Source organism: Streptomyces mayteni (assembly GCF_054783955.1).
Genome location: NZ_BAAGPR010000051.1, coordinates 17,610 through 31,279, shown reverse-complemented (window position 1 = coordinate 31,279; position 13,670 = coordinate 17,610). Strand labels below are relative to the sequence as shown.

Genomic DNA, 13,670 nt, shown 5'->3' with positions numbered 1-13,670 from the left:
GGGTGGTCAGGCCACCGTCACCAGCAGGTCGCGCAGCCGCTCCCGGTCGGGTTCTGTCACCCCGAGCCCCTCGGCCAGGTACCGGTCGGGCCCGCCCCAGCTCGCGTCGATCTGCTCGAAGGCGGACTCCAGATACTCCGCCCTGGCGTCGAACAGCGGTGCCAACAGCCCCTCGACCTCCGCCACGTCGGCCGGCAGCGCCGGCCGCCCGTCGCCGGGTCGCCGCAGCCGGTACCTGCGGTGCGGGGCGTTCGACTTCAGGTAGTCACCCACGATCGCCGTGCGCTCCACGCCGACGGCGAGCAGCACCAGCGCCACCGTGAGCCCCGCCCGGTCCTTGCCGGCCGCGCAGTGCAGCAGCGCGGGGACGCCGCCGGCGGACAGCGCGCGCAGCACCCGGCCGTGCTCGGCGGTGCGGTCCAGCACCATCCGCCGGTACGAGGCGATCATCATGCCGGGCGCCTGCCGGCCGGTGAGTTCGGCGCGCAGCTCGGCCAGGCTGCCGTCCCGCACCAGCGTCCAGAACGCCGCGCCTTCGGCCGGATCGTTGAGCGGGATGTTGACATGCCGCACCCCGGGCAGCGCCACGTCGTGGCCGTCGAGATCCTGATCCGCCGCGTTGCGGAAGTCGAAGACCGTGTGCAGCCCGAGCGCGCCGAGGAACGCCTGGTCGGCGGCGGTGGCGTGGGCCAGGTGGCCACTGCGGAACAGCACCCCGTGCCGCACCCGGCGCCCGTCGACCGTCGGCAGCCCGCCCACGTCGCGGAAGTTGACCACTCCGGTGAGCGCGGGTTCCGCGGACTGTCGGGTCACGGGTCCTCCCTGGGGCGGGGCGAAGGTCCCCCGACCCTACGACAGGGCCATCCGATAAACCACTGATCCCGGTCGATATCCGGTCATTGCCGTCCGGTCGGCGAACCCTGGTCAAACGCGCCCCCGTCGATATCACTCGATGGAAGCTGGCGAGGGGTGGCGATTGTGCGAACCGTGCCTCTCCGCAGTGCCATTGACGCATAGCGTGGCCCTACGCATGATGAACCGCCCGATAAGGACACCAATGCCCGAACAGCTACGCCACGGGGCACACTCCGCCCGCCACAGCAGGCTGGCCGTCCCGGGACCGAGCCGCACGGAGCCGGGGACCAGACGCCGGCTGCTGTGCCTCGCCCTGCTACCCGCCGCGCTCGTGGCCGTCGTCGCGACGGTCGTCGTGGGCTATCTGCTCAGCGGGCCCCGCCAGGTGCCCGGCGGGGGTGCCGCCCTGGTCTGCGTCCTGGTCGGGGCCGGCGTGCTGTGCTGCGCCGTGGCGGCGAGCGCCGCCGTGGCCGCCGTCTGCGAGGCCGGTGCCCTGCTCGCCAGGCTCACCCTGCTGCGCCGGCAGGCCACCAGGGTCCGGGTCGAACTCCAGGCGCTGCTCCGCAAGGTGGAGCGCGGCGAGCGGCTCAAGCCGCCCGAGGGGCCGCCGCCGGCCGAGCCGGAGGAGGCCCCGCTCGACCAGCTCAGGCACGAGATCGCCACCGCCGGATACGCGGCCGAGGCGGCCGTGGCCCAGGCGGCCGCCACGGGCCTCGCGGGCGGCGGCGACGAGCGGGTCGAGGTCTTCGTCAACCTGGCCCGGCGCATGCAGTCGTTCGTGCACCGGCAACTCGAGTACCTCGACGAACTGGAGAACGACGTCGAGGACCCCGACCTGCTCAAGGGCCTCTTCCAGATCGACCACCTGGCCACCAGGATCCGCCGGCACGCCGAGAACCTGGCGGTGCTCGGCGGCGCCATCTCCCGGCGCCAGTGGAGCCGCCCGGTCTGCATGTCCGAGGTGCTGCGGTCCTGCATGGCCGAGGTGGAGCACTACTCGCGGATCCGGCTCGTGCCGCCCATCGAGGGCACCGTGCGCGGCCACGCCGTCGCCGACGTCGTCCACCTGCTCGCCGAACTCGTGGAGAACGCCACCGAGTTCTCCGCCCCGCAGACCCAGGTCCTGCTCCGCGTCCAGCGGGTGACCGCCGGCATGGTCATCGAGGTGGAGGACCGCGGGCTCGGCATGACGGCGGCCGAGCAGAACCGGATGAACGCGGTGCTCTCCGGCGCCGAGCGGCTGGATGTGGCCCAACTGCTCGAGGACGGCCGGGTGGGCCTCTTCGTGGTCTCCACGCTGGCCAGGCGGCACGACGTCGTGGTCCAGCTGCAGAGCAACATCTACGGCGGCGTCCAGGCCGTGGTGGTGCTGCCGCACGAGCTGCTGGGCGAGGAGTCGGAGGGCGTCTACGTGCCGGCCGCCAGGCCCGCCGTGCCGCCGCCGCCCCCGTACCCGCCGCCCGCCGCCGCGCCAGGACAACTGGCCAGGCTGACGCTCGGGGGCGCCCTTGGCGAGCCGCCGGTGGCCGCCCACGCCGCGGGGCTGGCCGTCGCGTCCGCGCCCCGGCTCGCCGGGGCCGACAGCCGCCTCCCGCTGCCGCGCCGCCAGCGCCAGCAGCACTTGGTGCCCCAACTGCGGGACGCCACGCCGCAGTCCGCGCCAGGCGCCGTCGCGGAGCCCGAGGCCCGCGTCGACCCGGGGCTGATGGCCGCCTTCCGGCGGGGCGCCAGCCTCGCCGACCAGCCGGACACCCCGGACATGCCCTAGCGCCCGACGAGCCCGTCCCGGGCACGTCCGCCACCCGCCCCCGCACGAGCCGACCACCCCTGACCAAGCCTTCTGCCCGAGGAGATCAAGGCGACCATGACCATGGAGAGCGACGTGCCCTTCGGCCGGCAGGCGGACGTGTCCTGGCTGTTGACGGGTCTGGTCGAGCGGGTGCCGCACGCCCGCAGCGCGCTGCTGCTGTCCGCCGACGGCCTCGTCAAGGCCGAGCACGGCCTGGAACCGCGCACCGCCGACCAGTTGGCCGCCCTGGCGGCCGGCCTCTACTCGCTGGCCAGGAGCGCCGCCACCCTGCCGCAGGCGCCGTCCGAGGCCGACCCCGACACCTGGGAGTCCGGCGGCGAGGTGCGGCAGGTGGTGGTGCAGCTGGCGGGCGCCCTGCTGTCCGTCTGCGCCGCCGGCCAGGGCGCCTGCCTCGCGGTCCTCACCGGCCGGGAGGCCGATCCGGCCATCCTGGGCTACGAGATGGCGCTGCTGGTGCGGAGCGTGCGCCCCTTCCTGGCCACCCCGGCCAGGCAGCGAGCGGCCCGTTGAATGCCACCCGGGTGCCGGACGCCGCCCCCGAGCCCGGCACCGCCTACCCGCCGGTGCCCGAGCTGCCCTGGCTCGACGAGAGCGCCGGCCGGCTGATCCGCCCCTTCACCGCCTGCGGCGGCCGCACCCGCCCCACGGTCCACCTCGACCTGCTGACCATGGTGCTGGCCACCGGGCGGCCGCTGCGCCGCCGGCTTGGACCCGAGCACGCCCAGGTGCTCGGGGTGTGCGGCGGGCCGATGCCGGTGGCCGAGATCGCCGCCCAGGTGCGGCTGCCGGTCGCGGTCACCAAGGTGCTGCTCGCCGACCTGTTCGAGCTCGGCGCCGTGACCCTCAACTCGCCCGTGCCGGCGGGCCGTTCCGTGACCGACCGAGACCTGCTGGAGGCGGTGTTGCATGGACTCCGCGCACGCCTGTGACCCCTTTCCCACCGCCGTCAAGATCCTCGTCGCCGGCGGCTTCGGCGTCGGCAAGACCACGCTGGTCGGCGCCGTCAGCGAGATCGAGCCGCTGTGCACCGAGGAGCTGCTCACCCAGGCCGGCGCCGGCACGGACAGCCTGGAGGGCGTGGAGCACAAGGACGCCACCACCGTGGCCATGGACTTCGGCCGCATCACCCTGGACGACCGGCACGTGCTCTACCTGTTCGGCACGCCAGGGCAGGAGCGGTTCTGGTTCATGTGGGACGAGCTGTGCCAGGGGGCGCTCGGCGCCGTCGTGCTGGTCGACACCCGGCGCCTCGAACAGAGCTTCCCCGCCGTGGACTTCTTCGAGCGCCGCGGCCTCGCCTTCATCGTGGCGGTCAACCAGTTCGACCGCGCGATCCGCTATCCGCCCGAGGAGATCAGGGCCGCGATGGACCTGCGCCCCGAGGTGCCCGTGGTGCTGTGCGACGCCCGGAAGTCCGCCTCGGCCACCCAGGTGCTGGTGGCCCTCGTCCAGCACCTGATCGACGTCAGAAGCGGGCGGGCGACCGGCCGGGAGCCACGCCCCGGCAGGTCGCCCGCCGCCCACACCTGAGCGTGGCTCAGCCCTGCTGGCCCTCCTGCTCGACCTGGCCGCCGAACCGCTCCCGGAAGGACTCCAGGTCCTCGTCGGTGATCTTGGCGAACAGCACCGGGGGCACGGTGAACGCCGTGCCCGCCGCGACGGCGTCGAGCGCCCTGGCCTCCTCGCTCGTCACCCAGGCCGCCCCGGCGGCCGCCGGCGCGTCGAAGACCCCGCGCAGCGCCTCGGAGGTGAAGGGGATGAACGGCTCGGAGACCACCGCGTAGAGGTGGATCAGGTTCATCGCGGTGCGCAGCGTCAGGGCCGCCGCCTCCTGGTCGGTCTTGATCTCCAGCCAGGGCGCCTTCTCCTCCAGGTACGCGTTGCCCGCGCTCCACAGCGCGCGCAGCGCGAAGGCCGCCTTCCGGAACTGGAGCGCCTCCAGGTGCTCCTCGTACTCGGCGAGCAGCCTGGCGATCTCCTCGCCCAGGCGTTCCTCGGCCTCGCCCGGCTGGTGGCCGGCCGGCACCGCGTCGCCGAAGCGCTTGCGGGAGAACGAGAGCACCCGGTTCACGAAGTTCCCCAGGGTGTCGGCCAGGTCCTTGTTGACGACCGAGGAGAACAGCTCCCAGGAGAACGACGAGTCGTCCGACTCGGGGGCGCCGGCCATCAGGAAGTAGCGCCAGTAGTCGGCCGGCAGCAGCTCCAGGGCGGCGTCCGTGAAGATGCCGCGCTGCTGCGAGGTGGAGAACTTGCCGCCGTAGTACGTCAGCCAGTTGAACGCCTTGACGTAGTCGACCTTCTTCCAGGGCTCCCTGGTGCCCAGCTCGGTGGCCGGGAACATCACGGTGTGGAAGGGGACGTTGTCCTTGGCCATGAACTCGGTGTAGCGCACGGACTCGTCGGCCTCGAACCACCAGGAGCGCCAGTCGCGCTCCTCGCCGTCGCCGGCCGCGTCCGCCCACTCCTTGGTGGCGCCGATGTAGCCGATCGGGGCGTCGAACCAGACGTAGAAGACCTTGCCCTCGGCCGCCAGGTCGGGCCAGGCGTCGGCCGGGACCGGCACGCCCCACTCCAGGTCGCGGGTGATCGCCCGGTCGTGCAGGCCCTCCGTCAGCCACTTGCGGGCGATGGAGGAGGAGAGCGTGGGCCACTCCTTGCCGTGCGCCTCGACGAAGGCGGCGACCTCGCCCTCCAGCTTGGACTGGAGCAGGAAGAGGTGCTTGGTCTCCCGCACCTCGAGCTCCGTGGAGCCGCTCACCGCCGAGCGGGCCTCCAGCAGGTCCGTCGGGTCGAGCACCCGGGTGCAGTTCTCGCACTGGTCGCCGCGGGCCGCCTCGTAGCCGCAGTAGGGGCAGGTGCCCACGATGTAGCGGTCGGGCAGGAAGCGCCCGTCGGCGAGCGAGTACACCTGGCGGGTGGTCCGCTCCTCGATGAACCCGTTCTCCTTGAGGCGGCGCGCGAAGTGCTGGGTGATCTCGATGTTCTGCGCGGACGAGGTGCGGCCGAAGTAGTCGAAGCGGAGGCCGAACCCGTCGTAGATCGCCTTCTGCGCGTCGTGCTGCTGGGCGCAGAACTCGGCGACCGGCAGCCCGGCGGCCTGCGCGGCCAGCTCGGCCGGCGTGCCGTGCTCGTCGGTGGCACAGATGTAGAGGACGTCGTGGTCGCGCTGCCGCAGGTAACGTGCGTACACGTCGGCCGGGAGCATCGAGCCGACCATGTTCCCCAGGTGCTTGATCCCGTTGATGTAGGGCAGCGCACTGGTGATGAGGTGTCGGGCCATCCTCGGATGCTCCAATGGTCAAGAAGGGCGCGAGCGCGATCACGGTCACGGAAGGTGACGGATCACGGCGTCTGAACTCACCCATCCTACCGAGCCGGGCGTGCCGCTCTCACGCGCGTTTCCCGCCAGGACCCGGCCCTTCAGACCGCCTCGGGAAGCTGCTCGGGCGGTCCCGGCCGCGCGTAGTACCAGCCCTGCGCCGAGTCGCAGCCCAGGTCGCGCAGCTGTTGTGCCTGGATGGACGTCTCCACGCCCTCCACGGTCACCGAGAGCTCGAGGGTGTGGGCCAGCGAGACGATGCCCTCGACGATCTTGAGGTCGACCGGGTCGGCCGGGGAGCGCTGCAGCCCCAGGGTGAACGACCGGTCGAGCTTGAGCGTGCTGGCGGGCAGCCGGCGCAGGTTGGCCAGGTTGGAGTAGCCGGTGCCGAAGTCGTCGAGCGCGATGCCCACTCCGAGGTCGGCCAGCTCGCGCAGCGGCCTGAGCTCCTTCTCGTCGGCCCTGATCATGGCCGTCTCGGTGACCTCGAGACAGAGCGAGCTGGGCGGCAGGCCGGCCTCCTCGAGCACCGTGACCGTCTCCTCGACCAGCTCCGGGTGGTGCAGCTGGCGCGGCGACAGGTTCACGTTGACCTTGAGCGGCCGCGGGCCCCCGATGCCGCGCACCTGCCACTGGCAGGCCTGTAGCACCGCCTCGCGCAGCACCCAGCGGCCGAGCGGCACGATGAGGCCGGTGTGCTCGGCGAGCGGGATGAACCGGTCGGGGCCGAGCACCCCGTGCCGGGGGTGACTCCACCGCACCAGCGCCTCGGCGCCCTCCAGGCTGCCGTCCCGCATGGCGACCAGCGGCTGGTACTCGATGAAGAACTCGGCGCCGCGCAGCGCCGCCGGCAGGTGGTGGGTGAGGTGGTGCCGGCTGATGGCCCGGGCGTCGGAGTCCGGGTCGGCCAGCGCGTACCGGTTGCCGCCGGCGGCCTTGGCCCGGTACATCGTGATGTCGGCGCTGCGCAGTACCTCGGCCGCGGTGAGGTCGCGCGTCGGGCCCTCGACGACGCCGATGCTGGCCCGCACCATCAGCTCCCGGCCGCCCAGCTCCACCGGCGAGGCCAGCGCCTCCAGGGCGCGCTCGGCCAGCTCGGTGACCGTCCTGGGGGTGGGCGGGTCGACGACCAGCGCGACGAACTCGTCGCCGCCGATCCTGGCCAGCATCTGCCCGGAGCCCGCCGCGCAGGACTGCAGCCGCTCGGCCACCGCGATCAGCAACTGGTCGCCGACGGCGTGGCCAAGGCTGTCGTTGACGGCCTTGAAGCCGTCCAGGTCGAGGTAGCACAGGCCCACCCGGCCGTAGCCGGAGCCGGGGGAGAGGGCCTGTTCGAGGCGCTCGAAGAACAGCGAGCGGTTGGGCAGGTCGGTGAGCGCGTCGTGGGTGGCCTGGTAGCGCAGCCTGAGGTGCAGCAGCCGGCGCTCCGAGATGTCCTCCATCATCGTCATCATGTAGCGGGGCTCGCCGTCCGCGTCGCGCAGCAGGGACACCGTCAGGTTGGTCCACAGCACGGTGCCGTCGGCGCGCGCGTAGGACTTCTCGACCCGGTAGTGCTCGCGTTCGCCGCGCATCAGCTCGCGCTGCATCCGCCAGATGTCGGGGGAGTCCTCCGGGTGCGTCAGGTCGAGGAGGTTGCGGCTGCGGACCTGGTGCGCCGAGCCGCCGAACATCCGGGCCAACGCGTCGTTGACGTTGAGGATGTCGCCCGCCATGTCGGCGATGGCGATGCCGATGGCGGCGTCGTTGAAGACCGCGCGGAAGCGGGTCTCGCTCTCGTGCAGGGCCTGGGCGATCTCGGTCTGGGCGGTGATCGCGGCGCGGGAGAGCGACTCCTGCTCGCGCCTGGTGCGCTCCTGGAGGGCCTGGGCGAAGCCGGCGGCGATGGCGTGTTGGAGCCTGGCGCAGCGGTTCCGCGACTCGTCGGGGGCGAGCGTGGCCGGGTCGGCGCAGTAGAGGACGAGGTAGGCGTCGATGACGCCGAGCACCCGGGGCAGCGAGTCGGCGGCCGTGCAGTGCGCCGCCACCAGCGCCTCGCCCACGGCGCGCGCCGGCGTCGGGTCGAAGGGCCTGGCGTGCAGCGCGGTGGCCAGCCTGGTGGTCAGGCCGACGAGCAGTTCCTCGAACTCGGCGCTGGTCATCGAGGTGGCGGTGGCCGGGAACACGGCGCGGCACAGGATTCTGGCGAAACGTCTTGGCCCGTCAGGTGGTTCCGTGCCGAGACCGGCGAGGGAACCCCCGGCGGGGCCCGAGGGCGAGGGGGTCACGCTCTGCGTCCTACTCCCGCGTAGCCGGCATAGACGATGGGGTCCTCCTCCTCGACCGGCGCCTCCGGGCGCCAGTCGGGGAGCGGTACGACCCCGGGCTCCACCAGGTCGAAGCCGTCGAAGAAGGCGGCGACCTCCTCCCTGGTGCGCATCACCAGGGTCGCGCCGCCCCTGCGGTAGACGTCGCTCAGCCGGTTCCCGCGCTCGCGGCTCCCCGGCAGGCTCTCGGTGGCGGCGTGGCTGATCACGAGCAGGCTGCCGGGCGGCAGCGCGTCGCGAAGCCGGGCGACGTGCTGCCCCGGCTTGGCCTCGTCGTCGAGGAAGTGCAGCAGGGCGACGAGCAGCAGGGCCACCGGTTGGTCGGGGGCGAGCAGCCGGCGGACCTGCTCACTGTCCACGATGGACAGCGGGTCGCGGAAGTCGGCCGCCAGGATGTCGGCGCGCTCGTCGTCGGCCAGCACGGCCCGGCTGTGCGCGACGGCCACCGGGTCGTTGTCCACGTAGACGACGCGCGCCTCGTCGCTCGCCGCCCTGGCCGTCTCGTGGACATTGCCGAAGGTCGGAATGCCGGAGCCGATGTCGAGAAACCGCGTGACGCCCCGGGATATCGCGAAGCGCACGGCGCGGCGCATGAAGGCGCGATTCGCCTGCATGATCTTGGGGAGCCCGGGAAAGGCCTCGATGGCCTTGCGGGCGGCCGCCCGGTCGGCCTCGAAATTGTGCGAACCGCCCAGGTAGTAGTCGTACATCCGGGAAACACTCGGCACCGACAGGTCGATGCCGTGCGGCGCCCAGGCGGGTCGTTCCATCGGCGTCTCCAATGTCCCCTGCATATGCACGAATTGGCCCCGACGGTCGAGGGTACTGACTTCGCGCCATGCGAGGGAAGGAAACCGGGGAGCGACCTTGCCACTCCAGGGGGTTACCTGGCCATCTGTCCCGATAGGTCGGCCGGCACGCCGGCGGCATCAAGCCAGCGTGACGGCCGATTCGTGCCGGGGGCGGCCCCGGTGATGAACCGGTTTACCCGGTCGTCACACGGAGACGCCCCGCTCCCGCAGATAGGCCAGCGGATCGATGTCCGTGCCGAACGCCTGGCCGGTGCGGATCTCGAAGTGCAGGTGCGGCCCCGAGGAGTTGCCGGTGGAGCCGGAGCGGCCCACCTGCTGCCCCGAGCCGACGGGCTGCCCGGCCGAGACGGAGATGGCGGAGAGGTGGGCGTACTGGCTGAAGCGGCCGTCCGCGTGCCGGACGATCACCTCGTAGCCGAAGGAGCCGGCCCAGCCGGCGGAGACCACCTCGCCCGGGGCCACGGACCTGATCGAGGTGCCGGTGCCCACCGGGAAGTCGACGCCGGTGTGGTAGCCGCGGGACCAGGAGCTGCCGGTGGCGTGGTAGGCGGTGCCGGTGCCGGCGTCGACCGGGGCGGTGTAGGCGGCCTGGGCCGGCCCGTCGTCGCGGTCGCCCTGCGGCTGCTCCTCCTCGGCCCGCTCCTCCGCGGGCTCCGGCTCCGGCTCCGGCTCCGGCTCGGCCTGCTCGGCGGCCGGCTCCTCGACCTCGACCTCCGGCTCGGGCTCGGGCTCCGGGTCGGCGCGCCGCTCCTCGGCGGGCGCCTCGCCGCGCAGCGCGAGCCGCTGGCCGGGGATGATCAGGTCGGGGTCGCCCCCGATGGTGGAGCGGTTGAGCTCGTAGAGCGACTGCCAGCCGCCGCCCACCTCGTGGGTGGTGGCGATGCCGAACAGCGTGTCCCCGCGCACCACTTCGTAGCGGCCGGTGTCCTCGGCGGCCGGGGCGGAGGCGGGGCGGGCCTCGGCGACGGGCTCGGCCTCGGCCTCCGGCTCGGCCCGGGTCTCGGTCTCGGCCGCCGCCTCGGCGGCCGGCGCCCCGTCGGGCGAGATCTCGGGTTCGACGCCGTCGCGGGTGAGCCCCGCCACCCCCGAGCAGTGCGGCCAGGCGCCCGGGCCCTGCCCGGCGAGCACCGCCTCGGCGACGGCGATCTGCTGGTCCCTGGTGGCCTGGTCGGCCCGCGGCGCGTAGGCGGTGCCGCCGTACGCCTCCCAGGTGCTCTGCTGGAACTGGAGCCCACCGAAGAAGCCGTTCCCGGTGTCGATGGCCCAGTCGCCGCCGCTCTCGCACTCGGCGACCCGCTCCCAGGTGTCGACGGGCGCCGCCGACGAGGAGGCCGCGGTGATCAGCGGCAGTGCGAGACCTGCGCCGGAGGCCGTCACGGTAAGCGAGGCGCGGGAGACCGCGTTCGGCCGGTAGCGGCGGTGGCGTCCACGTGTGCTCATTGGGCTGATCCCTCCCCGAACGGACTGCTCCATACGCCCGTCAGATTATGGCTTGATCACGGGAGTTGTCCGGCGGATCAAACGATATGGGCGGCGATCCGGCGCGACAAGGGAGCAGGGGTGGCACGGTGGGGCTCACGGGGACGCCGTGCGTCGCCGCGAGCCCCACCGTGACGAGCCGTCGGAAGCCGGGACCCGCCGGCGGGCCGGGGCGGGCCCCGGTCAGCCGCCCCGGTGGGCGAGGCCCTTGGGGCTCGCCCGGCCGTCAGGGGCGCCGAGCGCCGTCTCGCCCGCGCCGGCGATCGGGTCGTCGGTGCCCGGATCGGGTCCCGGACCGTCCGCGCTCGCGGCGCCCTTGGCCGCCGGGGCTGGCCGGCGCGGCGCGGTCCGCGGCGGCCGCAGCACCGCCAGGACGACGGCGAGGATCGCGCAGGCCACCAGGCCGTCCATCCAGTAGTGGTGCCCGGTGCCGACGACGGCGATCACCGTGATCAGCGGGTGCAGCAGCCAGAGCCAGCGCCACCGGCTCCGGGAGGCCACGATCAGCGCGACGGCGATGAAGACCGCCCAGCCGACGTGCAACGAGGGCATCGCGGCGAACTGGTTGGCCATCGAGTCGGCCTCTGGCTTGTCGTACACTGCGGGCCCGTACACCACGCCGGTATCCATCATCCGCGACGGCCGGAAGAGCCGCGGCGGGGCCAGCGGGAACAGCAGGTGCAGCACCAGCGCCGCGCCGGTCAGCCACGTCAGCACCCAGCGGACCCAGACGAAGTGGCCCGGGTGCCGCCAGTACATCCAGAGCAGGAAGACCACGATGGCCGGGAAGTGGACCGTGGCGTAGTACACGTTGACGAAGCGGATGACGGCCTCGCTGTGCAACAGCAGGTCCTGCACCAGCTTCTCGCCGGGCAGCCGCAGGGCCCGCTCCAGCTGCCACACCCATTCCGCGTTGTCGCGTGCCTCGGCGAACTGGCCGTTGGCCGCCCGTCTGCCGAACTTGTAGGCCAGGTAGAGGGCCACGATGAGCGGCAACTCCCGGACGAGCGGTGGCCGCGCGGATCGCGCGGCACCCTCCGGGTCTCGCGCGGTGAGGGCGCGCTTCAGCACAGCGGTGCTTCGCATAGGCAGTATTCCCGAATGGCTGGGTGATCGGACCGCGGTCTGGAAACGTGACGAGGCCTTTCGGCCCCGCGTTTCGATCTTCGGTTACCCGCACCGAGTTTACGGGCTCGTGACCGTTCCGGCCCTTCGGAGTTACCGGATCGCTCGGAATCGGCTCGATCGGTCGGCCGGTGCCTTGCCGTGGGAACTCCGGCGGCCTAGCGTTTTGAATCGGTTCACTGGCCCCGTTCTCCGCGGCCATCAGGCGACACCCGTGAGGCACATGATGAACGCGCAGGACCCGCAGGTTCCCCCGGACGGACGCTTCGACCACTGCCCGTGGCTCTTCGAGAAGGAGGCCACCCAGGAACAGCGGGCGGCCCAACTCGCGCACCAGCGCCGCCTCACGGCCGCCACCGGCGCCGAGATCGGCGAGCGCTGCTTCCTCTCGCCGCTCGCCGCCGTCCTCCCCGACCGCCTGCGGCTCGGCGCCGACTCCTACGTCGCCGCGCACGCCTACCTCACCGGCACCGTCACCACCGGCGCCGACTGCACCATCAACCCCTTCACCACGGTGCGCGGCACCGTCACCCTCGGCGAGGCCGTCCGCATCGGCGCCCACACCTCGCTCCTCGGCTTCAACCACTCCACTTCCCCCGATCGGCGGATCCACCGTCAGCCCACCACCAGCCGCGGCATCGTGGTGGGCGACGACGTGTGGATCGGCTCGCACGTGGTGGTGCTCGACGGGGTCACCATCGGCGACCACTGCGTCATCGGCGCCGGCGCCGTCGTCACCCGCGACGTGCCCGACTGGGCCATGGTGGGCGGCAACCCCGCCCGGTTCATCCGCGACCGCCGCGACACCGGGGACCGCGCGTCCCGCCGCCCCGCGGCGCCCGCCGCGCCCCGCGTGGCCGACGACCTCGACGGCCGCCTCGCCGCCCTCGCGGCCGCCGCCCGCGAGCGGGCCGCCGCCGTGCTGGCCCGCTGCTGGGACGGCGAACGCTACGTGGACCGTCCTGGCGCCGCCCCCACCGTCCGCGCCCACTGCGACGCCGTCGAGATCGCCGACCTGCTGCTCGGCGAGGCCCCGGCCCAACTGCCGGCCGCCGCCCACCTGGAGCGGCTGCGCGCCGCCCAGGACCCGACGACCGGACTGGTGCCCGAACTCGGCGCCACCCTGCCGCCGCCCGCCGAGGACGGCTTCGTGGACGACGGTCCCGCGCTCTACCACGTCCTGGCCGTCGGCTACGCGCTGCGCCTGCTGGGCGGCGAGCCGCGCCACCCGGTGCACACCGTGCGCCGCCTGGCGCCCGGCCCGCTGACCGACCGTCTGGACCGGCTGCCCTGGGCCGACCGGGCCTGGCACGCCGGCGCCTGGATCGACTCCTTCGCCACCGGCGCGCTCTGGAACCTGGAACTCGGCGCCGAACCGGCCGCCCCCGGCACCCTGGAGGCGCTGTTCGGCTGGCTGCTCACCCGCGTCGACCCGTGGACCGGGATGTGGGGCCGCCCGGCGCCCGACAGCGGCCGGCTCCAGGTCGTCAACGGCTACTACCGGCTCACCCGCGGCTCCTTCGCCCAGTTCGGGATACCCGTGCCGCACCCGGAGCGGGTCGTCGACACCGTCCTCGACCACGCCCGCGCCCCCCGCTACTTCGCCGCCGGGCGCGAGAACGCCTGCAACGTGCTGGACGTGGCCCACCCGTTGTGGCTCGCCGGCCGCTCGACCGGGCACCGCGCCGCCGAGGCGCGCGACTGGGCCGAGAGCCAGCTCGCCCGCGCCCTGGACCGCTGGCACGAGGGAGGCGGCTTCGGCTTCGGACCCGCACCGGAAGGCACCGGGCCGGGACGCGAACCCGGCCTCCAGGGCACCGAGATGTGGCTCGCCATCCTCTGGCTGCTCGCCGACCTCACCGGCCGCGCCGACCTGCTCGGCTACCGCCCGCGCGGCGTGCACCGCCCGGAGCCGGCCCGTGCCCCGGCCATACCCGTCTGACCCCGGACGCGGCGGGGCCGCC

At 73.4% G+C, this 13,670-nt stretch carries 11 protein-coding genes; 5 read left to right on the top strand and 6 right to left on the bottom strand.

The window, feature by feature from the left end:
- Nucleotides 1–6 precede the first annotated feature (6 nt).
- Nucleotides 7–813, bottom strand: a complete 807-nt coding sequence (locus tag ACYVPE_RS22095) for a tyrosine-protein phosphatase (RefSeq protein WP_461035403.1) — start codon at nucleotides 811–813, stop codon at nucleotides 7–9.
- A gap of 244 nt (nucleotides 814–1,057) precedes the next feature.
- Here ACYVPE_RS22095 and ACYVPE_RS22090 point away from each other — a divergent pair, with 244 nt between their 5' ends.
- The 4 genes from ACYVPE_RS22090 (at nucleotide 1,058) to ACYVPE_RS22075 (ending at nucleotide 4,195) form a co-directional block, all read left to right on the top strand.
- Entirely contained in the window at nucleotides 1,058–2,623 is a 1,566-nt protein-coding gene (locus tag ACYVPE_RS22090) for a sensor histidine kinase (protein WP_461035402.1), read from the top strand.
- A gap of 102 nt (nucleotides 2,624–2,725) precedes the next feature.
- Nucleotides 2,726–3,175 carry a roadblock/LC7 domain-containing protein gene (locus ACYVPE_RS22085; RefSeq protein ID WP_461035421.1) on the top strand — a complete coding sequence of 150 codons (450 nt, stop codon included), beginning with the start codon at nucleotides 2,726–2,728 and terminating at the stop codon, nucleotides 3,173–3,175.
- The gene (locus tag ACYVPE_RS22080) at nucleotides 3,172–3,594 is read left to right on the top strand and encodes a DUF742 domain-containing protein (RefSeq protein ID WP_461035401.1); all 423 of its coding nucleotides are present in this window, start codon (nucleotides 3,172–3,174) and stop codon (nucleotides 3,592–3,594) included. The genes ACYVPE_RS22085 and ACYVPE_RS22080 overlap by 4 nt, the downstream gene beginning before the upstream one ends.
- Nucleotides 3,572–4,195 (top strand): GTP-binding protein, encoded by a 624-nt coding sequence (locus ACYVPE_RS22075; protein WP_461035400.1) that lies wholly within the window; start codon nucleotides 3,572–3,574, stop codon nucleotides 4,193–4,195. The genes ACYVPE_RS22080 and ACYVPE_RS22075 overlap by 23 nt, the downstream gene beginning before the upstream one ends.
- Nucleotides 4,196–4,202: 7 nt before the next feature.
- Here the strand turns inward: ACYVPE_RS22075 and metG are convergent, their stop codons facing one another.
- The 5 genes from metG to ACYVPE_RS22050 all read right to left on the bottom strand — a co-directional run bounded on the left by metG (nucleotide 4,203) and on the right by ACYVPE_RS22050 (nucleotide 11,667).
- Entirely contained in the window at nucleotides 4,203–5,945 is a 1,743-nt protein-coding gene (gene metG, locus ACYVPE_RS22070) for a methionine--tRNA ligase (protein WP_461035399.1), read from the bottom strand.
- 140 nt (nucleotides 5,946–6,085) lie between these two features.
- The gene (locus ACYVPE_RS22065; RefSeq protein ID WP_461035398.1) at nucleotides 6,086–8,251 is read right to left on the bottom strand and encodes a putative bifunctional diguanylate cyclase/phosphodiesterase; all 2,166 of its coding nucleotides are present in this window, start codon (nucleotides 8,249–8,251) and stop codon (nucleotides 6,086–6,088) included.
- A complete protein-coding gene (locus ACYVPE_RS22060; protein WP_461035397.1) occupies nucleotides 8,248–9,060 on the bottom strand; it encodes an SAM-dependent methyltransferase in 813 nt (270 codons plus the stop codon). The genes ACYVPE_RS22065 and ACYVPE_RS22060 overlap by 4 nt, the downstream gene beginning before the upstream one ends.
- A 225-nt stretch (nucleotides 9,061–9,285) precedes the next feature.
- Nucleotides 9,286–10,542, bottom strand: coding sequence for a transglycosylase family protein (locus ACYVPE_RS22055; RefSeq protein WP_461035396.1), 1,257 nt, complete (start codon nucleotides 10,540–10,542; stop codon nucleotides 9,286–9,288).
- Nucleotides 10,543–10,764: 222 nt separating this feature from the next.
- Nucleotides 10,765–11,667 (bottom strand): phosphatase PAP2 family protein, encoded by a 903-nt coding sequence (locus ACYVPE_RS22050; RefSeq protein ID WP_461035395.1) that lies wholly within the window; start codon nucleotides 11,665–11,667, stop codon nucleotides 10,765–10,767.
- Nucleotides 11,668–11,929: 262 nt separating this feature from the next.
- Here ACYVPE_RS22050 and ACYVPE_RS22045 point away from each other — a divergent pair, with 262 nt between their 5' ends.
- Nucleotides 11,930–13,648, top strand: coding sequence for an acyltransferase (locus ACYVPE_RS22045; RefSeq protein ID WP_461035420.1), 1,719 nt, complete (start codon nucleotides 11,930–11,932; stop codon nucleotides 13,646–13,648).
- The last annotated feature ends 22 nt before the right edge of the window (nucleotides 13,649–13,670 follow it).

Bases quoted from the DNA above. Each gene is read 5' to 3' on its own strand.
- ACYVPE_RS22085 (WP_461035421.1), top strand. From the start codon at position 2,726: ATGGAGAGCGACGTGCCCTTCGGCCGGCAGGCGGACGTGTCCTGGCTG.
- ACYVPE_RS22045 (WP_461035420.1), top strand. From the start codon at position 11,930: ATGATGAACGCGCAGGACCCGCAGGTTCCCCCGGACGGACGCTTCGAC.
- ACYVPE_RS22090 (WP_461035402.1), top strand. From the start codon at position 1,058: ATGCCCGAACAGCTACGCCACGGGGCACACTCCGCCCGCCACAGCAGG.
- ACYVPE_RS22055 (WP_461035396.1), bottom strand. From the start codon at position 10,542: ATGAGCACACGTGGACGCCACCGCCGCTACCGGCCGAACGCGGTCTCC.
- metG (WP_461035399.1), bottom strand. From the start codon at position 5,945: ATGGCCCGACACCTCATCACCAGTGCGCTGCCCTACATCAACGGGATC.
- ACYVPE_RS22060 (WP_461035397.1), bottom strand. From the start codon at position 9,060: ATGGAACGACCCGCCTGGGCGCCGCACGGCATCGACCTGTCGGTGCCG.
- ACYVPE_RS22075 (WP_461035400.1), top strand. From the start codon at position 3,572: ATGGACTCCGCGCACGCCTGTGACCCCTTTCCCACCGCCGTCAAGATC.
- ACYVPE_RS22050 (WP_461035395.1), bottom strand. From the start codon at position 11,667: ATGCGAAGCACCGCTGTGCTGAAGCGCGCCCTCACCGCGCGAGACCCG.